At 63.9% G+C, this 19,960-nt stretch carries 17 protein-coding genes; 8 read left to right on the plus strand and 9 right to left on the minus strand.

The features are described from left to right. The first annotated feature begins 389 nt into the window (after positions 1 to 389). Both infC and ACXAEK_RS17995 read left to right on the plus strand, forming a co-directional pair. The gene (gene infC, locus ACXAEK_RS17990) at positions 390 to 851 is read left to right on the plus strand and encodes a translation initiation factor IF-3 (RefSeq protein ID WP_337589023.1); all 462 of its coding nucleotides are present in this window, start codon (positions 390 to 392) and stop codon (positions 849 to 851) included. Between the two features lie 136 nt (positions 852 to 987). Further along, positions 988 to 1,623, plus strand: a complete 636-nt coding sequence (locus tag ACXAEK_RS17995; protein WP_475043961.1) for a methyl-accepting chemotaxis protein — start codon at positions 988 to 990, stop codon at positions 1,621 to 1,623. 54 nt (positions 1,624 to 1,677) lie between these two features. On the opposite strand, the gene ACXAEK_RS18000 is transcribed toward ACXAEK_RS17995, so the two are convergent. From ACXAEK_RS18000 to ACXAEK_RS18040, 9 genes are all read right to left on the minus strand, one after another. Then, positions 1,678 to 2,466, minus strand: coding sequence for an FAD binding domain-containing protein (locus ACXAEK_RS18000; RefSeq protein WP_475043963.1), 789 nt, complete (start codon positions 2,464 to 2,466; stop codon positions 1,678 to 1,680). 86 nt (positions 2,467 to 2,552) lie between these two features. Beyond that, positions 2,553 to 4,916, minus strand: a complete 2,364-nt coding sequence (locus ACXAEK_RS18005; RefSeq protein WP_475043965.1) for a xanthine dehydrogenase family protein molybdopterin-binding subunit — start codon at positions 4,914 to 4,916, stop codon at positions 2,553 to 2,555. A gap of 98 nt (positions 4,917 to 5,014) precedes the next feature. Beyond that, a complete protein-coding gene (locus ACXAEK_RS18010; protein ID WP_475043966.1) occupies positions 5,015 to 5,500 on the minus strand; it encodes a (2Fe-2S)-binding protein in 486 nt (161 codons plus the stop codon). A gap of 164 nt (positions 5,501 to 5,664) precedes the next feature. Continuing rightward, on the minus strand, positions 5,665 to 6,666 hold the full coding sequence (locus ACXAEK_RS18015) for a molybdopterin-binding protein (RefSeq protein WP_475043967.1): 1,002 nt from the start codon (positions 6,664 to 6,666) through the stop codon (positions 5,665 to 5,667). Next, positions 6,663 to 7,646, minus strand: coding sequence for an XdhC family protein (locus ACXAEK_RS18020; RefSeq protein ID WP_475043969.1), 984 nt, complete (start codon positions 7,644 to 7,646; stop codon positions 6,663 to 6,665). The genes ACXAEK_RS18015 and ACXAEK_RS18020 overlap by 4 nt, the downstream gene beginning before the upstream one ends. 145 nt (positions 7,647 to 7,791) lie before the next feature. Further along, the gene (locus tag ACXAEK_RS18025) at positions 7,792 to 8,382 is read right to left on the minus strand and encodes a DUF6691 family protein (protein WP_475043970.1); all 591 of its coding nucleotides are present in this window, start codon (positions 8,380 to 8,382) and stop codon (positions 7,792 to 7,794) included. Positions 8,383 to 8,385: 3 nt separating this feature from the next. Continuing rightward, positions 8,386 to 8,937 (minus strand): YeeE/YedE thiosulfate transporter family protein, encoded by a 552-nt coding sequence (locus tag ACXAEK_RS18030; RefSeq protein ID WP_475043972.1) that lies wholly within the window; start codon positions 8,935 to 8,937, stop codon positions 8,386 to 8,388. A gap of 111 nt (positions 8,938 to 9,048) precedes the next feature. Beyond that, on the minus strand, positions 9,049 to 10,299 hold the full coding sequence (locus ACXAEK_RS18035; protein WP_475043973.1) for a vWA domain-containing protein: 1,251 nt from the start codon (positions 10,297 to 10,299) through the stop codon (positions 9,049 to 9,051). Between the two features lie 58 nt (positions 10,300 to 10,357). Then, positions 10,358 to 11,275 carry an AAA family ATPase gene (locus ACXAEK_RS18040; protein ID WP_475043974.1) on the minus strand — a complete coding sequence of 306 codons (918 nt, stop codon included), beginning with the start codon at positions 11,273 to 11,275 and terminating at the stop codon, positions 10,358 to 10,360. A 321-nt stretch (positions 11,276 to 11,596) separates the two neighbouring features. On the opposite strand from ACXAEK_RS18040, the gene ACXAEK_RS18045 reads away from it, so the two are divergent. The 6 genes from ACXAEK_RS18045 (at position 11,597) to ACXAEK_RS18070 (ending at position 19,886) form a co-directional block, all read left to right on the plus strand. Then, the gene (locus ACXAEK_RS18045) at positions 11,597 to 12,652 is read left to right on the plus strand and encodes a glycosyltransferase family 2 protein (RefSeq protein ID WP_475045306.1); all 1,056 of its coding nucleotides are present in this window, start codon (positions 11,597 to 11,599) and stop codon (positions 12,650 to 12,652) included. A 150-nt stretch (positions 12,653 to 12,802) separates the two neighbouring features. Then, positions 12,803 to 13,759 carry a phosphoadenosine phosphosulfate reductase gene (locus ACXAEK_RS18050; protein WP_475043975.1) on the plus strand — a complete coding sequence of 319 codons (957 nt, stop codon included), beginning with the start codon at positions 12,803 to 12,805 and terminating at the stop codon, positions 13,757 to 13,759. Positions 13,760 to 13,823: 64 nt separating this feature from the next. Next, positions 13,824 to 14,867 (plus strand): dihydroorotase, encoded by a 1,044-nt coding sequence (pyrC, locus tag ACXAEK_RS18055; protein ID WP_475043977.1) that lies wholly within the window; start codon positions 13,824 to 13,826, stop codon positions 14,865 to 14,867. 510 nt (positions 14,868 to 15,377) lie between these two features. Next, entirely contained in the window at positions 15,378 to 16,739 is a 1,362-nt protein-coding gene (locus ACXAEK_RS18060) for a calcium-binding protein (protein ID WP_475043978.1), read from the plus strand. A gap of 319 nt (positions 16,740 to 17,058) precedes the next feature. Continuing rightward, positions 17,059 to 18,018, plus strand: coding sequence for a calcium-binding protein (locus ACXAEK_RS18065; protein ID WP_475043979.1), 960 nt, complete (start codon positions 17,059 to 17,061; stop codon positions 18,016 to 18,018). Between the two features lie 161 nt (positions 18,019 to 18,179). Beyond that, entirely contained in the window at positions 18,180 to 19,886 is a 1,707-nt protein-coding gene (locus tag ACXAEK_RS18070; RefSeq protein ID WP_475043981.1) for a calcium-binding protein, read from the plus strand. Positions 19,887 to 19,960: the final 74 nt, after the last annotated feature.

Consider the following 19,960-nt stretch of genomic DNA (forward strand, 5'->3'; position numbering starts at 1 on the left):
TCTGCCTGCCACATGGCGCTCCGCCCGGCCCGGCTCAAGGGGGAAGTTCGCGCTTTCGGCGTCACGGGCGGGCCGCTGCCGCCGCCAGGTGCAAAACTGGCGGAACGCCGCCGCAATCCTGTGTTTTCAAACCGTTGCCTTGGCGCGGCCAAACCGCCTTTTGCGCCTGTTTTAAGGGCCTTTTGCAACATGCGGCCTTGAAAAGCGGCTTTCCTGCCGCCATACCGCCCATAAGCCTTGAATCACACGCGCGGGGGCAGTAGCGTTCCCGCACTTTTTGCAATGACAGAAGGATCGCAGTCATAGCCCGCAGACCTCATAACGCGCCGCCGCAACGCGACACCGGCCCGCGCGTCAACGAAAAAATCCGCGCCCCCGAAATCCGCCTGATCGGCGCCGATGGCGAAAACGTCGGGGTTGTGCACCCGGCCAAGGCCATGGACATGGCGGCAGAGGCCGGATTGGATCTGGTTGAAATCTCGCCCAATGCCAACCCGCCCGTGTGCAAGATCATGGACTTCGGCAAGTTCAAGTACGAACAGCAAAAGCGCGAGAGCGAAGCCCGCAAGAAGCAGAAGATCATCGAGGTCAAAGAGGTCAAGTTCCGTCCCAATACGGACACTCATGACTACGACGTGAAAATGCGCAATGTGGTCAAGTTCCTGGAAAACGGCGACAAGGTGAAGGTCACCCTGCGCTTCCGCGGCCGCGAAATGGCGCACCAGAACCTCGGCCGCGAGCTGCTGGAACGGGTCGCCGAGGACACCAAGGAAATCGGCAAGGTCGAGAACTTCCCCAAGATGGAAGGCCGCCAGATGATCATGCTGATCGGCCCGCTGGCCAAGAAATAATCCGTCTCAGAACGGTACCGCCATTCAGCCCCGCAGATATGCCTGCGGGGCTTTTTCATGGCCTGCCGCAATTGCGGTTAGCGCTGCCTTAACGCTTGCACGGTACAAGGGTGCCAAGGTTCCCAAAGGTGCAGGCATGAACAGTTTATCCGACGTCCAGAACACCGCTTTTATGGCCATCGGCCCCAGCCGCATTGCGGCGCTGTCGCTGCTGGCGCTGGCGCAGCACGACGGCACCGGCGAGGGGCCCGCCGCGGACGCGCTGGCGCTGTCGGTGCAACGGATTTCCGCCGCCCATGCCATGCTCAGCAGCGGGCTGGATGCGCTGCTGGCGGACTGCAGCTACAGCCTGCCGCAGGAGCTGGCGGACAAGCGCCAGGCCTGCCTGGAAATGCTGGCGCCGCTTCACCGCGCCGTCACCCAGTCCGGCGGCGACGCGCTGGAGGAGGTGCGCCGGATCCCGGATCTGGCAGGGCTGTGCCTCTACCGGCTGGAGCCTGCGGTCTCTGCCTTTCTCAAGGATATGGTGGCCTGCCTGCGCGGCGCCCAGCAGCAGCGGGAGGAGGCCCGCGAGGAGAACATGCGCGCCACCATTGCCCATGCGGAGGGCGTGGGCCGCAATATCAAGTTCATTTCCTTCAATGCCTCGATCGAGGCCGCGCGGATCGGCGACATGGGCAAGGGCTTTGCCGTCATCGCCAGCGAAATCCGCGATCTGTCCGGCAAGACCCAGACCCTGCTGGAGGAAATGTCCAGCTATCTGAAGCACTGACGTGCAACAGGCACCGGTCTGCCGGTGCCTGCGCATGTGTTCTGGCCTGGCGGATCAGCCCGCCGCGGCCACCGCACGTTTGGCCATCACCCCCACCAGATGGGCGCGGTACGCCTTGGAACCGTGCAGATCGCCGATCATGCCGCCGGCATCCACACTCAGCCCATCCAGCGCATCCGGGGCGAAATTGGCATCCAGCGCCGCCTCCGCCTCTGCCCAGCGGAACACCCCCTCTTCCGAGGCGCCGGTCACGGCAACGCGTACGCCCGCGGCGTATTTCGCCACAAACACACCGACCAGGGCAAAGCGGGACGCGGGCTGCAGGAATTTCTGGTAATTGGCCTTTTCCGGTACCGGGAACCGCACTGCGGTGATGATCTCGCCCTCGTTCAGCGCAGTCTCAAACAGCCCGCGGAAGTAATCATCGGCGGTGATCTCGCGTGTGTTGGTGACGATGGTGGCGCCGCTGCCGAGCGCCGCCGCCGGGTAACAGGCGGCCGGGTCGTTGTTGGCCAGCGAGCCGCCGATGGTGCCGCGGTTCCTGACCGCCGGATCGCCGATGTGGCTGGCCAGCTCCGCCAGCGCCGGATAGGCGCCCGCCGCGGCCTCGGCCACGTCCGCATGGGTTGTGGCGCCGCCGATGCTGACCACGCCATCGCCGCCGCTGACACCCTTCAGCTCCGCGATGCCCGCAAGGCTCACCAGTTTCGACGGCATCGCCAGCCGCTGCTTCAGCGTCGGGATCAGCGTCTGCCCGCCGCCCAGCGCCTGCGCGTCCTCATCCGCCAGCGCGGCCACGGCCTCGGCGACGGTTGAGGGTTTCTCGAACTCGAATTCATACATCTTCTTTTCCTTTCCAAAGAGCGTTCGGGCTCTTCTTCTGGCTGGAAATATCCCGGGGGTGCGGGGGCAGCGCCCCCGCGAACACCTCATCCATTCATCGCCGCCCAGACCCGCGCAGGCGACAGCGGCATGTCGATATGGGCCACATCCTTGCCACCCGACTGCAGCGCGTCGATCACCGCATTGACCACCGCCGGCGGCGAGCCGATGGCGCCGGCCTCGCCGCAGCCCTTCACCCCCAAGGGGTTATGGGTGCACGGCGTCTGGCAGGAATGGTCCACCTGGTAGAACGGCACATCATCCGCCCGCGGCATCGCGTAATCCATGAAGGAGGCCGACAGCAGCTGGCCGTCTTCATCATAGGCGGCATTCTCCAGCAAAGCCTGGCCGATGCCCTGCCCCAGCCCGCCGTGAACCTGGCCGTCGACGATCATCGGGTTGATGATATTGCCGAAATCATCGGCGGCCGAGAAGCGTTCGATCGTCACCTTGCCGGTGTCGGGATCCACCTCCACCTCGCAGGCATAGGCGCCGGAGGGATAGGTGAAGTTGGCCGGATCATAAAACGCGGTCTCCTCCAGCCCCGGCTCCAGCTCCTCCAGCGGGTAGTTGTGGGGGACATAGGCGGTCAGGGTCACATCGCCCCAGGCCACCGATTTGTCGGTACCCGCCACTGTGAACTGGCCGTCCTTCAGCTCGATATCAGCGTCGGAGGCCTCCATCAGATGGGCGGCGATCTTCTTGGCCTTGGCGATGATCTTCTCGGTCGCCCGCACCATGGCCGAACCGCAAACCGCGATGGAGCGCGACCCGTAAGTACCCATGCCGAACGGCACCCGGCCGGTGTCTCCATGCACGATGTCGACCATGCTCTCGTCGATGCCGATCATGTCGGCGACCACCTGCGGGAAGGAGGTTTCATGCCCCTGCCCGTGGGAATGCGCCCCGACAAAGACGCTGATGGTGCCGGTCGCGTTCACCCGCACGGTGGCAGCGTCATAAAGGCCCGCGCGCGCGCCCAGCATGCCAACGATGTTAGAGGGTGCAATGCCGCAGGCCTCGATATAGCAATTGATGCCAAAGCCGCGCAGCTTGCCGTTCTTCTCGCTCTCGGCGCGGCGTGCAGCAAAGCCAGCCGCATCGGCCACCGCTTCCAGCTTGTCCATGGTCGCGGTGTAATCGCCGGTGTCATAGGTCAGCGCCACCGGGGTTTCATAGGGGAACTCACTGATGAAGTTCTGGCGGCGCAGGGCAATCGGGTCGGCGCCGAGTTCGCGCGCGGCCTTGTCGATCACCCGCTCCAGCTGGAAGGTCGCCTCGGGCCGGCCTGCGCCGCGGTAGGCGTCCACCGGCACCGTGTTGGTGAAGACCGTCTTCACGTTCACCTGAATCACCGGCGTCTTGTAGTTGCCGGCCATCAGGGTGCCATGCAGGTAGCTGGGAACCGAGGTCGAAAACGTCGAGAGATACGCGCCCATATTGGCCATCGTATTGGTGCGCAGCGCGGTGAAATTGTTGTCCGCGTCCAGCGCCAGCTCAATCTTCGTCACATGGTCGCGGCCATGGGCGTCGGAGATAAACGCCTCGGACCTTGTGGAGGTCCATTTCACTGCCCGCCCGCAGGCCTTGGCGGCATGGGTGCAAAAGGCTTCCTCGGCATAGTGGAAGATCTTGGAGCCGAAGCCGCCGCCCACATCCGGGGCCACCACCCGCACCTTGTGTTCGGGCAGGCCCAGCACGAAGGCGCACATCAGGAGGCGGATCACATGCGGGTTCTGGCTGGTGGTGTGGAGCGTGTATTCATCCGTCCCGCGGCTATATTCGCCGATCGCCACGCGCGGCTCCATCGGGTTGGCAACCAGGCGGTTGTTGACCAGCTCCAGCGTCGTCACATGTGCAGCACTGTCAAAGGCCGCCTGCACGGCGGCATCATCGTCATTGCCGAACACCCAGTCATAACAAAGGTTTGAGGTCAGATCCTCATGCACCTTGGGGCTGCTTTCGGTCAGTGCGGCAGCCATATCGACCACCGCGGGCTTGTCGCCCAGGTCCAGCTCAATCGCCTCGGCCGCATCGCGGGCCTGCTCCATCGTGTCGGCGACCACGGCGGCGACGATCTCCCCCACGTGGCGGATGGTGCCATCGGCGATGATCGGGTGGCGCGGCTCCTGCTGCGGGTTGCCGTGGCGGTCGGTCACGCCCCAGCCGCAGGGGATGCCGCCCACCTCAGCGAAATCGGTGCCGGTGAAGATCTTCACCACGCCAGGCATCGCCTCAGCCGCAGATGTGTCGATGGAATTGATGGTTGCGTGGGCCACATCCGCGCGCAGGAAATGCACATGGGCCTGGCCGTGCACGTTGATGTCGTCGGTATAGTTGCCGGCTCCTGTCAGGAACCGCACGTCCTCGCGCCGCTTGGGGCTGGCGCCGATGCCGTTATCTTTGGGCATGTCTGGATCTTCCTCCCTGGAGGGTGCTGCCTGTGGCGCACCTCTTGGTAATCACTCCTTGTTCAGCTCAGGCCGGGTGCCGGCCTGGGATCGTCCTGTCATTCCGCCGCGATGGAGGAAACATCCTGGCCAGAGGCCGCCATGATCGCCTTGACGATATTGTGGTAGCCGGTGCAGCGGCAGAGGTTGCCTTCAAGGTATTCGCGGATCTCCGCCTCGCTGGGCTTGGGATTGTCTTTCAGAAGTGCTGCTGCCGACATCACCATGCCCGGCGTGCAGAAGCCGCATTGCAGCCCGTGATGGTCCTGGAATGCCTGCTGGATGGTGTTGAGCGAGCCGTCGGCATTGGCCTGCCCTTCGATGGTGGCAACCTGCGCACCCTCGGCCTCAAGCGCCAGCATGGTGCAGGCTTTCACCGCCTTGCCGTCCACATGCACCACACAGGCGCCGCACTGGCTGGTGTCGCAGCCCACGTGGGTCCCGGTGAGGCCCAGTTCCTCGCGCAGGAATGAAGACAGAAGCGTGCGCCCTTCGACGTCGCCGCTGGCAGCCTTGCCATTCACGGTCATGGAGACCTTGGCCATAGTACCCTCCCTTTAGCTTGTTTTTGTCTGGCTGAGGGGAGTTAAGCACGGGCGACCCCGTTCCGCGAAGTGTTTTCCGGCGGGGAACCTGCGCAAATTCGCGTCAGCAGGGCTTACCTATGGTTGTGACCTTGCGTCACAAATCCCCTGCTGCAGTGCCGCATTCATCCCTCTGCGTCGCGGCGCGGCATCGGGCGGGTGGGAATCTCTTTCAAGAGCCCGCCAACTCCCATCGCGGCGATATCCTGCGCGCTCACCGGATGGCCGCAGATCACCCGCTCCAGCACCCAGTCGGCGCCATTGAGAGCCGGGGAGCGGGCGCAGCCCGGCAGGCCGATCACCGGCTTGTCCTGAAAGACGCCCAGAAACAAGAGGTTGCCGGGGTCTACCGGCATACCGAACCGGGTGACGGTGCCGCCTGCGTTGCGCAGCGCCTGCGGAGCCACGTCCAGCGGGTCGGAGGTGGCGGAGCCGGTCAGCACCAGCACCAGCTGCCCCGGCGCGGCGGCAATGGCCCCAGCCAGGGCGTCCTCCTGATGGGGCACTACCACGCGCGGCGACAGTGTGATCCCCATCCGGTGCAGCCGGCCTGCCATGGCGGCACGCCCCTTGTCCGGTGGAGTGTCCGCGGTCACGGTGGTTTCAATCAGCGTGGCGGAGGAAAACACCGGCGGCAGCACCCGGATCGCATCGCCGGCGCCCGCGCTGGCACGGCGTATGGCATCGGCGGGCACGCCGTAAGAGATGATCTTGATCGTCGCCAGCATGCCCCCCGCATCGGCGCGGTGATAGTCCGGCACGGTGGCAACGGTGATCATCGGGTCAACTGCGTTCACCGCCTCCAGCTTGTCCCGCTCCAGCCGCACCAGCCCGGCGCCGGTGGCATAGAGGTTCACCCGCCCGGTGCCTGCGCCGGAGATGCGTATGCCCTGCGCGGACGGGTCCGGTACCAGAGCGTTTGCCAGTGCTTGGGCCGCGGCGTCCTCGTGCAGGTCGGCGGGGTCGAGCCGGGCAACTGTCAGCGTATCATGGCCTGCGGCGGCGAGGCCTGCGAGGTCTGCGGCGCTCAGCACCGTGCCCTTTGCCACCTTGCCAGCGGTACCCTGCAGGGAGTGGGCAAGGATTGCGCCTTCGGCGTCCTTGAGGGGAACCGGGCCGAACCTCATGGCTGTTTGCCGCGCAGGACGGCGGTCATTTCCGCCAGGATGGAAACCGCGATTTCCGCCGGTCCCGCAGCACCGATATCCAGCCCGATGGGGCCGTGGATGCGGTTGATCTGGTCTTCGGTGAAACCGGCCTCTTGCATCCGGGCAGTGCGGGCGGCGTGGGTTTTCCTGGAACCCAGCGCGCCGATGTAGAAGACATCTGCCTTAAGCGCGGCTTGCAAGGCCGGATCATCCAGTTTCGGGTCATGGGTCAGCAGCACAAGCGCGGTGCGTGTGTCGAGGCCCAGCTTTTCGACCGCCTCGTCCGGCCAATCGTCCATCAGCGTCTCGCCGGGGAAGCGTTCGGGGGATGCGAAGGCGGCGCGCGGGTCGATGATCACCGGGTCATAGCCCGCAAGCCGCGCTATCGGCACCAAGGCTTGCGTGATGTGGACTGCGCCCACCGCCACCAGCCGGAGGGGCGGATTGTGGATCGCCACGAAGGTCTTGCCGTCCTCCTCCAGCCCGGAGCGGTCCATGTGCATCCGGTCCTTGTATCCGCCGCGCACCAGGCGGCGGGTGCCGGTCGCCAGGTTCACTTCATAAGCCACGGGGGTGCGGCTGGCTCGGGCCTGCACCAGGTCCTGCAGCAGCGCCTCAGGCAGGGCTGTGCCGATGGGTTCCACCAGCACCTTGATGGTGCCGCCGCAGGCAAGGCCGACGGCAAAGGCATCCTCGTCGCTGACGCCGAACTCCAGCAGCCGGTGCCGGCCGTCCTGAAGCGCCTCAAGCGCCTCTATGACCACTGCACCTTCGACGCAGCCGCCGGAAACGGAACCTTGGATCTGCCCGTCGCCGGAGACCGCCAGCTGCGACCCGGTGCGGCGCGGCGCAGAACCCCAGGTCTGTACCACGGTGGCCAGGGCGCCGCCGCTGCCCGCGCGGTGCCAGTCCAGCGCAGTTTCCGGCGCGTTTTCGAATTGGGTGCTTTGCTGCTGCATCTTGCGTCCTCCCCAGCCGCTTGGGCGGCGCTTGCCCCTAAACCTCGGCGCTGGCACGGGAAGTTTCAAGCCGGAAGCCGCCCCAGGACACAGGAAAACGCCCGCCGTCCCCCACGGCGGGCGCTCCCTCTGCCCTTGGCGCGGCTTACTGCGCCGGCTGCGCGGCAGCCTTCTGCGGCACCAGCCGTTCCGGCAGGGCAAAGGCCAGCGCGATGAAGCCAAGGCCCAGCACGATGCCCAAAAGGTCGCCGGGCAGCGCCATCAGCCCCTCATACTTGGCGCCGGGAACGGTGCCGAGGGTGACCTTGCCGCCTGCGATCTTGTCCAGGAGGCCGCTGGCCTTCCAGGCCGGATAGGTGGCCATATAGGCAGCCGCACCCAAGAGGCCGCCCGCGATAAAGAACAGCGCGTCCTTGCGCCCCGTGGCAGCGGCCACCACGCCGGTGCCCGGGCAATAGCCCGCAATGGCCCAGCCCGCGCCCAGCAGCAGTCCGCCGAGGAAAACACCGGCATAGGCGGTCTTGACCGACATGTGGCCCACGTCAACCAGCCCCGCCATCTGGCCGCCGAACATCAGCACCGAGCCGGTGCCGATCGCCAGCAGGATGGATTTCGCCAGGTTCACATTGGTGAGGTTCAGCATCTTGCCGATCACCGTGGGGTTCGAGGCCCCGATCCGGTCCAGCACCGCGCCAAAGGCGGCGCCGATGACAATTGCCAGGATGATGGTGGTCATGGCTCAGGCCTCCTGTTTGAACATGATCATGGACACGGGGATGGCGGCGGCAAAGGCGCCGGCGGCGAAGATGTAGCCCGACAATGCGGTCTGCATCATGCCCGACATCATGTGGCCGGAGGTGCAGCCGCCCGCCAGCCGCGCGCCGTAGAGCACGATGAACCCGCCCAAGAAGGCTCCGGCGTAGCGTTTGACCTTGCAGTCTCCGAAATTGGCGCGCCACAGGGCGGGGATGCTGCGGTCCCCCTTGGCGATGCCGCCGCGCAGCTTGGCTGACAAGAGTTCGCCCAGCGCCATCGCCAGCACAAAGACAAAGCTGTAGTTCAGCGGATTGGCCACGGCCTTGGCATATTTGCCATCCGATTTCGCCAGGTAGGCGTTGCTGGAGGTGTATCCTTCGGCGGTTTGCGTCACCAGATCCGGGGACACCGCATCTGCGGCAATTCCGTTCAGGATCACGAATTGCGTGGATACGCCGATCGGTTTGACCAGCAGCACCGCCAGGAAGAACACCAGCCCCAGCAGGAGCCCCCCGGCTTTCCAGTTGAGTGGCATGTTTGCTCCTTTCGCACGTTACATTCCAAGTTCAGAATATAACAGGACGCAGGAAGCCGGGTTGATTCAGATCAATACACATTCCAACTTTGGAATTCTTTTAATGCCGCATCAGAGCAGGGCCATCAGCCGCGCCTTCTCGCCCGCGTCATGGGGGCTGGAGATCACCTGCGCCAGGTCTTGCAGCGAGGCGATGGAATGGCCCGCGCGGAAGCTGTCGGCATAGGGCAGCATGGCGCGGATGCCCTGGGCCTTGGGGGCAAAGCCGTCCCAGCGCAGCAGGGGGTTAAGCCAGATCAGACGGCGCGACGACAGCTGCAGGCGCTGCATTTCGCGCGCCAGCCCTTCCGGGTCGCCGCGGTCGAGACCGTCGGTGATCAGCAGCACCACCGCCCCCTGCCCCATCACCCGGCGCGACCAGTCGCGGTTGAAGGCGTGCAGGCAGTCGCCGATGCGGGTGCCGCCCTCCCAGTCCTGCGCCTCCGCGCCGGCGGCGGCCAGGGCGGCATCCACATCGCGCTGTGCGAGGTGGCGGGTGATATTGGTGAGGCGGGTGCCGAAGGTGAACCCATGCACCCGCGCCCAGCCCTGCCCCTTCGCGTTTGCGGCTGCGTGCAGAAAATGCAGGATGATGCGGCTGTACTGGCTCATCGAGCCGGAGATGTCGCAGAGCACCACCAGATTGGGCCAGCGGATGCGGCGCCTGGCGCGGGCGATCTGTTGCAGGTCGCCGCCCTGGCGCGCGGCATTGCGCAAGGTGCGGCGCCAGTCGGCCCGCTGCCCCTTGGGCGAGGCCATCAGGCGGCGGGACTGGATGGGTGTGACCGGCAGTTTCAGCTGCGCAAGAATGCGTTTTGCGGCGGCAATTTCAGCGGTGCTCATCTGTTCGAAATCAAGACTGCGCAGGCGTTCCTCGGCCGACATGGTGAGGGTGGCGTCGAACTCGATTTCGGTTCCTTCAGGCTCTTCCTCCGGCGTGTCCGGCAGGTCCAGCATTCCGTCCAGCAGCGCTTCAGCCGCGCGTTTTTCAGCCGGTTTTGCGGCGCGCTCCTCCTGCACGCCGCGGATCGCGGGCAGCATCGCGGCCATCATGTGCTCCAGATAGCGCGGGTCGCGCCAGAACAGGCGGAAGACCTGGGCAAACACAACCCGCTGTTCCGGCTTGGTGACGAAACAGGCGTGCAGCGCCCAATAGAAATCCTGCCGGCTGGTAAAGCCTGCCGCCGCCACGGCCTGGACCGCGTCCAGCACCCGGCCCGGGCCGATGGGCAGGCCCGCCTTGCGCAATGCGCGGGCGAAATGGGTGATGTTGCGGAGCAGCTTGGGATTGTCCGGCAGGGTGAGCGGCGGGTAGTCAGGCACTAGCGCTCATGGGGGCGCTGCCCCCATACCCCCGGAGTATTTCCAGAAAGATGAAGCATCAGGCGGCGTCGAGGCTGGCCCGGGCCTGGTCGAGAATGCGCTTAGCCTCGGAGCCGTGCAGGCGGGCGATGTCGTCCTGGTATTTGAGGATCGCACCGAGGGTGTCGGCGATCACCTCGGGGCTGAGGGCGATCACGTCGAGCGCCAAGAGGCAGTTGGCCCAGTCGATGGTTTCGGCCACACCCGGCTTCTTGAACAGATCCTCGGTGCGCAAAGCCTGCACGAAGGCGACAATTTCGCGGCTGAGCTGCCGGCTGGCCTGGGGGGCGCGGGCTTGGAGGATTTCGATCTCGCGGTCGAAGTCCGGATAGTCGACCCAATGGTAGAGGCAGCGGCGTTTGAGGGCGTCATGCACTTCGCGGGTGCGGTTGGAGGTGAGGATGACAATTGGCGGCTCCGGCGCCTGGATGGTGCCAAGCTCAGGGATCGTGACCTGGAAATCGGAGAGCGCCTCCAGCAGGAAAGCCTCAAACGGTTCGTCTGTGCGGTCGAGTTCGTCGATCAGCAGGACAGGCGCGCCGTTTTCATCGGGGCGCATCGCCTGCAACAGCGGGCGTTCAATCAGGTAATCGGCAGAGAACAGCTCGTTCTGCAGCGCGGCGCGGCCGGCGCTGCCTGCAGCCTCGCCCGCAGCTTCAGACGTGCGGATGGCAACCATCTGGGCGGCGAAGTTCCATTCATAGACAGCGCTGGCGGCATCCAGCCCCTCGTAGCATTGCAGCCGGATCAGGCGGCGGCCGAGACTGGCGGCCAGCGCCTTGGCGATCTCAGTCTTGCCGGTGCCCGCTTCACCCTCGAGGAACAGCGGCCGGCCCAGTTTCAGCGAGAGAAACACCACCGTGGCCAGCGCCCGGCCGCAGACATAGCCCTGCTGCGACAGCAGCTGTTGCACCTGTTCGATGGATTGTGCCTGCATGCGGTGCCTCCTTGCCCCGGCTGGATTGCCCTGCCAACAGGCCACGGGCAGGCGCAGCGGTCAACCCGCAGCTGCAAGCGGGCGCCGGTTCCGCTGCGGCGGATGCGGCGGCCAGGGCAAGGATCCGCAGCGCGCAGGCAGCGGCGCAACAGCCGGGTGCGGATTGCGGATCACCGGCATTGCTGCCTTGCCCCAGGGGCTGCAACAGGCAACACTGCCGCAAAAGACGAAACAAGGCTGAGGCATGAGCAATCCACATCATTGGCGCCCGGCGCAGGCGGTGCTGCGCGGTCTGGCCTGCGGGCGGCGGGGCTGACGGCGATGCGGATCCTGGCGGTTCTCTGCGTGCGCAACGAAGGCGCGTTCCTGCTGGAGTGGCTGGCCCACCACAGGGCAGCGGGCTTCACCGATTTCCTGGTGTTTTCAAACGATTGCCAGGATGGCACCGATGAAATGCTGGACCAGTTGCAGGCGATGGGGCAGCTGACCCATCTGCGCAACGAAGGCCCCTATGACAAGAACGGCATCCAGTTCACCGCGCTGAAGGCGGCGGACAAGCATCCGCTGATGAAAGCGGCGGATTGGGTGCTGGTGCTGGATATCGACGAATTTGTCTGCATTAAGACCGGCGATGGCACGGTGCCCGGCCTGCTGGCCGCCCTGCCGCAGGCGGATGCGGTGACGCTGACCTGGCGGCTGTTCGGCAATGGCGGTGTGGTGCGCTATGTGGATGCGCCGGTGACAGAGCAATTCACCCGCTGCATTCCGGAGGTGGTTCACTGGCCCTGGCGGGCGGTGATGTTCAAGACGCTGTACCGCAATGACGGCACCTATCGCAAATGCGGTGTGCACCGGCCGCGCAGCGTCCGGGATCCGGCGCGGCTGGAGCGGTTCCGCTGGTTCGACTGCGAAGGGCGCGAGCTGGGCCCGGCGTTCCGGACCAAGCGGCTGTTCTCCGATTACGGCCAGCCCAACCACAGGCTGGCGCAGCTGAACCATTATCCGCTGGGCGCGATGGAAAGCTATGTGCTGAAGGCCGACCGCGGGCGGGTCAACCGGCAGGCGGAGCTGGGTATGGATTACTGGGTGGAGCGGAACTTCTGCACGGCCCATGACACCTCTGCCGGCCGTTATGCCGATGCGCGCAACACGCTGCAGGCGGAGCTGCTGGAGAATGCCCAGCTGCAGCGGCTGCACCTGGAGGCGGTGGCCTGGCGCCAGGCGCGCTTTGCCGCGCTGATGGCGCAGGAGCCGTACCGGGCCTTGTTTGCGCGGCTGCTGATGGCGCCGCCTGCGCGGCTGATCAGCCCCGCCGCGGCGGCGATGCTGCGCGGATTTGCAGCCCAGGACCCGGAGGCAGGCCCCGGCAAGCGCTAGCCGTCTTTGCCGGCGGGCGGGACGCCGCCGAATTGGCCCTGCGGTGCCGCATTCAGGCATGGGTTTTTCCAATTTTGGCCTTAATTCTCACCTAACTGTAAATCCAAACAGCAGGCCGGAACCCTTTGGGGGGCAAAGAGGATAGCAGCCATGCAGGACGGACTTGAAAATCTGGATGAAGACCTTTCCGGTCTGAAGCCGGCCCAGTGGAAGGCCCGGATGGCGGCTTTGGCTGAAGAGCATGGCATGTACCAGCCGCTCGGCGACAAGCATTTTGCCACCTTCATCGACCAGGGCAACACCCTGCTGGTGACCTTTGAGACCATGCAGGGCATTCACAACCTGTCGGATCAGGCGCAGCCGCTGGGGTTCGACCTGGTGAAGAACCTGGGCTGGTCGCATATGTGCGTGGTCTCCGACGGCGACACCTGGTTCCGCGAGGGCCGCATTTACGGGTTCTTCGACCAGCTGATCGACGACGGCTTTTTCGACGAGTTCGACAATGTGATCTTTTACGGCGCGGGGCCTTGCGGCTATGCGGCGGCGGCCTATTCGGTGGCCTCTCCCGGTGCGGTGGTGGTGGCGGTGCAGCCGCAGGCGACGCTGGATCCGCGGATGACCGAATGGGACGACCGTTTCACCGAAATGCGGCGGCTGTCGTTCACCGACCGCTACGGTTATGCGCCGGACATGCTGGATGCCGCTGATCAGGCCTATGTGATCTATGACCCGCAGGAGCGGCTGGACGCCATGCATGCATCGCTGTTTGCCCGCAAGAACGTGACCCGGCTGCGGGCGCCGCATCTGGGGGATGCGGTGCAGACCCGGCTGATCGAAATGGAGATGCTCTATCACATCCTGTCGCTGGCGGGCAGCCGCAAGCTGACCGGCGGCGCCTTTTGCAAGCTGCTGCGCAGCCGCCGCAACAATCCGCATTTCCTGCGCAACCTGCTGGGCCGGCTGGAGCGGGAGGACCGCCCCTTTATGATGGCGCTGCTGTGCCGCAATGTGACAGAGCGGATGCGGGCGCCGCGGTTCCGCCGCCGCCTGCAGGAACTGGAGAAACGCGCCGAGGCAGGCGAGTTCCGCTTCCCGGCCAAAGTGTAGCGGCAGAGGGCGGCGGCGCATTCCGCCGCTTCTGTTCTGCCCGCCCATATGCTAGGCGGGCAGCATGACCCAGACGCTGACCATCCCCCGCCCCGACGACTGGCACCTGCATCTGCGCGACGGCGCCATGCTGCAGGCCGTGCTGCCCGAAACCGCCCGCCACTTTGGCCGTGCGATCATCATGCCGAACCTGGTGCCGCCGGTGGTGCGCGGCGAGCAGGCCGCCGCCTACCGCGACCGGATCCTGGCCGCCCTGCCCGAAGGCATGGCGTTCGAGCCCTTGATGACGCTGTATCTGACCGAGGACACCGATCCCGAAGACGTCGCCGCGGCCCATGCCAGCGGGCTGGTCAAGGCGGTAAAGCTGTACCCCGCGGGCGCCACCACCAACTCGGCCTCGGGCGTCACCGATTTCGACAAGGTCCGGCCGGTGCTGGAGAGGATGGCCGAAATCGGCCTGCCGCTGTGCACCCACGGCGAGGTCACCGACAACCACATCGACATCTTCGACCGCGAGGCGGTGTTCATCGACCGGGTGCTGGACCCGATCCGCAAGGCGACCCCCGGCCTGCGGGTGGTGATGGAGCATATCACCACCAGGAACGCGGCCGACTATGTGGCAAGCCAGGAGCGGGATCTGGGCGCGACGATCACCACGCACCACCTGATCATCAACCGCAACCACATTCTGGCGGGCGGCATCAAGCCGCATTACTACTGCCTGCCGGTGGCCAAGCGCGAAGAGCACCGGCTAGCGCTGCGCGCCGCCGCAACCTCGGGCGACAAGCGTTATTTCCTGGGCACCGACTCGGCACCGCATACCGACCCGAACAAGCTCAGCGAATGCGGCTGCGCCGGCTGTTTCACCGCCACCAACACCATGTCCCTGCTGGCGCATGTGTTCGAGGAGGAAGGCGCGCTGGACAAGCTGGCGGGCTTTGCCTCTGAAAACGGCCCGGCGTTCTACCGCTTGCCGGTCAGCACAGAGACCCTGACGCTGACCAAATCCGGCACCGCCGTATCCTTCCCCGAGAAGATCGAAACCGGCGACGGCCCAGTAACGGTGTTTGATCCGGGGTTTGAGGTGTTCTGGAAGGCGGAAGGCTAGGGTCAAAGCCCATTCCGTCCGCACCACGGGCCTGCCGCCACAGTGCGGGCCGGCCTTTTCATGCGCGCTCCAATAGGCACGACCTGAAAACAGGAATTCAGGAATGCATTGCGGCGCCCTAAACATTGAGCGGTTTTGCGGTGCAGAAACGGATCTACCCGGGTGCGCAATCTGTTAGCAGCAAGCCCTTGACGGTCGCAAAAGTGATGAACATCTGATTGGCCGCGCCAAATCGGACAGCTTTGTTTTCAGGGAAAGCCCGGCAATACCATCACCCTGGAGGACGTCCAGCTTGCCGGTTTGGGGCGCGGTGATTTTATTTTCTGATCCCTGGCCCAGGTTGCAAGACCGGCGGGATGTTTAAACGCGCCTCTGTCCGCGCAACCACAGAATAGACTTTTTCACGTTAACGTTTCAAAAAATTCTTGCTCCCTTCTGTTTCCTCCCCCAAGGTCGGCGCCATCATTCGGCCTATGGCCATCCAAAGTAAATTAACGATGGGGTAAAAAATTGACGACGTTCAGCATTCCAGGTGTCCGCATTGACTATGTAGATGGCGATCCTGTTTTCGCGACCACCGCCCAGGCAGATGTGGTGGTACCGTCTGAAACGACAACCTTCAGCTATCAGATAACGGGCCGCGATGTAGACGGCGTCGCAGTCATTGAAGTCGATGGCGGCATTCGGGAGCTCAGAATTGACTGGCGGGTGTTTGACCACACCTCAAGCGCAACCAACTATGAGACCCTGATCACTCAGGTAACCTGGTCCGGCGGCACCAGCACCGTTATGGTCGTGGATGAAACAACCGGCGCCAACACCGACTCAGCCTATATTTTCCAGCTGGGCGGAACGCCGCTGCCTGCTGTCAGCAACCTGTCGGACTGGCTGGCATTCGACAACTCAATAACCGGCCTGACAGACCCGTCCGGCGCCTTCGCGCCCGGTGCTGTTATCCCCTGGTCCACGTTTAACGGCTCCTTCATTGAGATTGCGGATGAGGACACCTTTGTCGGCACCGCTGGCAACGACCGGCTGGTCGGCAGCGGCTTGTACGACTACTTCATCAGCTCCGAAGGCAACGACACCTATGTCGGCAAGGGCAGCGATTTCGATCAAGTCACCTTTAACAGCGACCCCGGCGCTGTGACCGCGGACCTGAAATCCGGCACAGCCACCGATGGCTGGGGCAATACGGATAGGTTGAGCAGCATCGAAGCCCTGCGCGGTTCGGCCTTTGATGACAATCTGTCCGGCAATGGCGGCCGGAACTATTTCCGCGGGCTGGACGGTGACGACACGATCAACGGCCGCAGCGGCCGGGACGAGGTGCGCTATGACCGGGATTTCCGCTATGGCGGCGAGGACGGGGTGACTGTCAACCTGGGCAAAGGTTTTGCCATTGACGGTTTCGGCAGCCGCGACAAGCTGCGCAACATTGATGACGTGCGCGCATCGGACCAGGCGGATAAACTCATCGGCAGCCGCCGCGGCAACGACATGGAAGGCGAAGGCGGCAACGACACCCTGGACGGCAAGGGCGGCAATGACACGCTGTACGGCGAAGACGGCAGGGACCGTCTGATCGGCGGCGGCGGCAACGACGGCCTGTTTGGCGGCAGCGGCGCGGACCGGTTTATCTTCAAGGGCAATTTCGGAGACGACACGGTTTCCGATTTCCAGACCTCCGGGCGGCGCGAGAAGATTGACCTCAAAGGTGTCGACAATATCACCTCTTTCCGCGACCTGAAGAACAACCACCTGTCCGAGAACGGCGACGGGGATGCGGTAATCAGCGACAACAACGGCAATTCCATCACCCTGGACGGTGTGGGCATCGCCGATCTGTCGGGCAACGATTTCCTGTTCTAACGGCAGGACCCGGAGGCGGCGCAAGGCCGCCGCCTCCATCGCAAGCAATTTGCATCAGCGAGGCGCGCTGCCGCCCCCCGCCTTCAAGCCCCCCCTAGCATAACCGGCGGAACTTGGTTCCGGCCTGGCATCCGGCTGCTCTCTTCGGAATTCTGACGGAGGGAAACCCAGCGGCCAAGGCCCCTTTTGAGGCGGCAGACTGTGAATTTTGCGAGGTTATCCGGCATGGGTGCGGCCGCTATTCTGCGCCAGCGCCAATTGGAATGCCATTGCAGCCAAGGCGCTCTGACAAACCAATTGATCCCAGCAGGAATTCATCATGACCACGATTACAATCAGGGGCCATCACATCGTTTACGACGAAAGCGATGGCATCTTTGAAAACACATCCATCTCTGAGATTTCAGCCAAGATTTTGACAAACGGCGGCGCTTCGGCGTTCTCCTACTCCGTTATCGGAAACGACATGGAGGTCGAAGGGCTGGAGTTCATCAGGATCGACAGCAATATCGTGCAGTTTCAGACGGGGGGAACGACATTGCACACTCTCCCCGGTTATGAGTATTTCGCAACCGAATTGACCACCCCGCAAGGCACCTCCACGGTATTCGGGTGGTTCAGCGATTCAGGCAACATCTCCACCGACAGCTATTTTGTCCTGGACGGGCCGGAGGTTGCGCCTGATGCCTGGCTGGAGGCCTGGGAAGATGTATTTTCCGGCAGCGCAAGCTCTTACAGTTTTGCCGTCCCGCAAGGCGCCATGGGTCCCGGGATGCAAATCCCCTGGTCCAGTTTCAACGACCATTCGATTACCCAGCGCGACGTCTATAGCGGCACCTCTGAGGCGGACAGTTTCAATGGCGGTGCAGGCAAGGACAAAATCGCGGGCAACGGCGGCGGCGACACCCTGGCCGGCGGCGGCGGCAAGGACAGGCTGGACGGCGGCCAGGGCAATGACGATCTGAGCGGCGGCGCCAAAGGGGACAAGCTGAACGGCGGCCGGGGCGACGACATGCTGACCGGCGGAAGCGGCGCGGACCGGTTTATCTTCAAGGGCAGTTTCGGAGACGACACGGTCGCTGATTTCCAGACCTCCGGCCGCCGCGAAAAGATCGACCTCCGCCAGATCGAGCAGATCACCTCTTTCCGCGACTTGAAAAACAATCACCTGTCCGAGAACGGCGACGGGGATGCGGTGATCAGCGGCGCTGGCCGCAACACGATCACCCTGGACGGGGTCGGCATTGCCGATCTGTCAGCCAATGATTTCCTGTTCTGATTGCAATCACACTTTGGAAACGAACAGCCCGTGCAACTGCGCGGGCTATTTTCATTGAGGGCTTTTGCCAGTTTCTGGATATCCACACTTTTCAGGTGATTTTTCATAAAGTAGCAACTCCATAGGCAAATTCTGGCTACGCATAATTTAGGATCGATTTCATGACCACTTACGTGCTTTCGGGCTTTACTGTTCGGGACAACGGCCCCTCCGTCGCGCCTGACAGTTTTTACACGGTTACAGGCGCGGAAATCCGGCTGGTGGTGCCGGATGGCAGGCCCTTCACCTATTCGCCGCTGGAGGTTCTGCCAAACGGCGAGGTGCGCTTTACCCCCGACACCCAGATGCACGGCCTGCCTTATGCGCCGCACCTGCTGCCGGAGGATATGATCAGCCTTTACCGGCATACGCTGTCGGAGATCACCTGGCCGGGCGGAACCGCGGTTGTCCTGAAGGTGGACAGCACCTGGGCAGTGAGCCACAGCGACGTCAGCTATTACCTGCTGAGCGGCGATCCCCTGCCGCAGGTGGAAAGCTATGCCGACTACGCGGAATTTACAGCCTCCATCACCAGTATTGAGCCTGTTACCGCCGGCCTGCAGACCGGCCAGACGCTGGATTGGGATCTGAACGCGGCCGGCGTCAGCGAAAACGATATCCTGACCGGGACTGATCAGGCTGACAGGCTGAAAGGCGGAGAGGGCAATGACAGGATCGAAGGCGGCCACGGTGATGATCTCCTCAAAGGGGGCAATCACCGGGACACGCTGCTGGGGCAGGAAGGCCGCGATCTTCTGTTTGGCGGCAATGGCAACGACATTCTGCGGGGCGGCGCAGACAATGACTATCTGGCTGGAGGCGGCGGCAGAGACATCCTGAAGGGCGGTGACGGGGAGGACACCCTGCTTGGCCGCACAGGATCTGACACCCTGTCCGGAGGCCGCGGCAATGACGCCCTGAAGGGCGGAGCCGGTGATGACATTCTATTTGGGGGCCACGGCAATGACACCCTGAGGGGTGGAGCTGGTGATGACGTTCTGTCCGGCGGCCACGGCGATGACACCCTGAGGGGCGGAACCGGCGATAACTCTCTGTCCGGCGGGCGTGGCGATGACGTAAATTTTGGCGGCCGGGGCAATGACACCTTGTCCGGCGGTGCGGGTGATGATGCCCTCTCTGGCGGCGATGGTGATGACTACTTGAGCGGCGGGAGCTTTACTCAGAACCGTTTTCTGTCCCCCTTTTCCCTCATCGTTGCCGCACCGACCCATGACATGATCCTGGAGGACATCGGCAGCGATACCCTGGATGGCGGGCTAGGACAGGACACGCTGGACGGCGGGCTTGGCGATGACCTGCTGACAGGCGGAGCCGACGATGATCTGTTTGTGTTCTGGGACGGGTTCGGCAGCTTTGGCAACGACACCATCACCGATTTCGATGCCTCCAGCAGCGGCGAGAAGATTGATCTCAGTACGGTGTCCAGCATCGAGGATATGACCGATCTGCTGGAAAACCACATTCGGGAAGATGGCGCCAACGTCATCATCGAGGACGGGGCCGGCAGCAGCATTACACTGGAAAACGTGGATTTGGCGGATCTGGACGGAACTGACTTCATTTTTGAACTGCCTATGATACCCGTCTCTCCGGATGGCGAAGATTGGTTTGTTCCCGAAGTGATCGAGCGGGAGCCAGGCGAATATGCCTCCGAGCAGCCCGCTGCGGCTGAAGCGGAAGATGAGCCGGCGCACTGCGAGGATTACCCAGCACCTGAGATGGAGGATGAACTCGTGATAACCTCCGACTACCTAATGGACCCCTGCCCCGATGTCGTATGGCACGACGTCCCCTGGGAACTCGCCTGATCCTGAACAGCCGGGGCAGCGTTTGCGCGCGGCCCCGGCTGGGGCTTCAAACCGGCAGCATTCCGGTTTAAGGA

This window comes from Leisingera sp. ABM4_101 (assembly GCF_056158725.1).

Coding starts and splice junctions, on each gene's coding strand:
- ACXAEK_RS18025 (WP_475043970.1), bottom strand. CDS start 8,382: ATGACCACCATCATCCTGGCAATTGTCATCGGCGCCGCCTTTGGCGCG.
- ACXAEK_RS18070 (WP_475043981.1), top strand. CDS start 18,180: ATGACCACTTACGTGCTTTCGGGCTTTACTGTTCGGGACAACGGCCCC.
- pyrC (WP_475043977.1), top strand. CDS start 13,824: ATGACCCAGACGCTGACCATCCCCCGCCCCGACGACTGGCACCTGCAT.
- ACXAEK_RS18030 (WP_475043972.1), bottom strand. CDS start 8,937: ATGCCACTCAACTGGAAAGCCGGGGGGCTCCTGCTGGGGCTGGTGTTC.
- ACXAEK_RS18015 (WP_475043967.1), bottom strand. CDS start 6,666: ATGAGGTTCGGCCCGGTTCCCCTCAAGGACGCCGAAGGCGCAATCCTT.
- ACXAEK_RS18045 (WP_475045306.1), top strand. CDS start 11,597: ATGCGGATCCTGGCGGTTCTCTGCGTGCGCAACGAAGGCGCGTTCCTG.
- ACXAEK_RS18050 (WP_475043975.1), top strand. CDS start 12,803: ATGCAGGACGGACTTGAAAATCTGGATGAAGACCTTTCCGGTCTGAAG.
- ACXAEK_RS18040 (WP_475043974.1), bottom strand. CDS start 11,275: ATGCAGGCACAATCCATCGAACAGGTGCAACAGCTGCTGTCGCAGCAG.
- ACXAEK_RS18005 (WP_475043965.1), bottom strand. CDS start 4,916: ATGCCCAAAGATAACGGCATCGGCGCCAGCCCCAAGCGGCGCGAGGAC.
- ACXAEK_RS18065 (WP_475043979.1), top strand. CDS start 17,059: ATGACCACGATTACAATCAGGGGCCATCACATCGTTTACGACGAAAGC.
- ACXAEK_RS17995 (WP_475043961.1), top strand. CDS start 988: ATGAACAGTTTATCCGACGTCCAGAACACCGCTTTTATGGCCATCGGC.
- ACXAEK_RS18010 (WP_475043966.1), bottom strand. CDS start 5,500: ATGGCCAAGGTCTCCATGACCGTGAATGGCAAGGCTGCCAGCGGCGAC.
- ACXAEK_RS18020 (WP_475043969.1), bottom strand. CDS start 7,646: ATGCAGCAGCAAAGCACCCAATTCGAAAACGCGCCGGAAACTGCGCTG.
- ACXAEK_RS18000 (WP_475043963.1), bottom strand. CDS start 2,466: ATGTATGAATTCGAGTTCGAGAAACCCTCAACCGTCGCCGAGGCCGTG.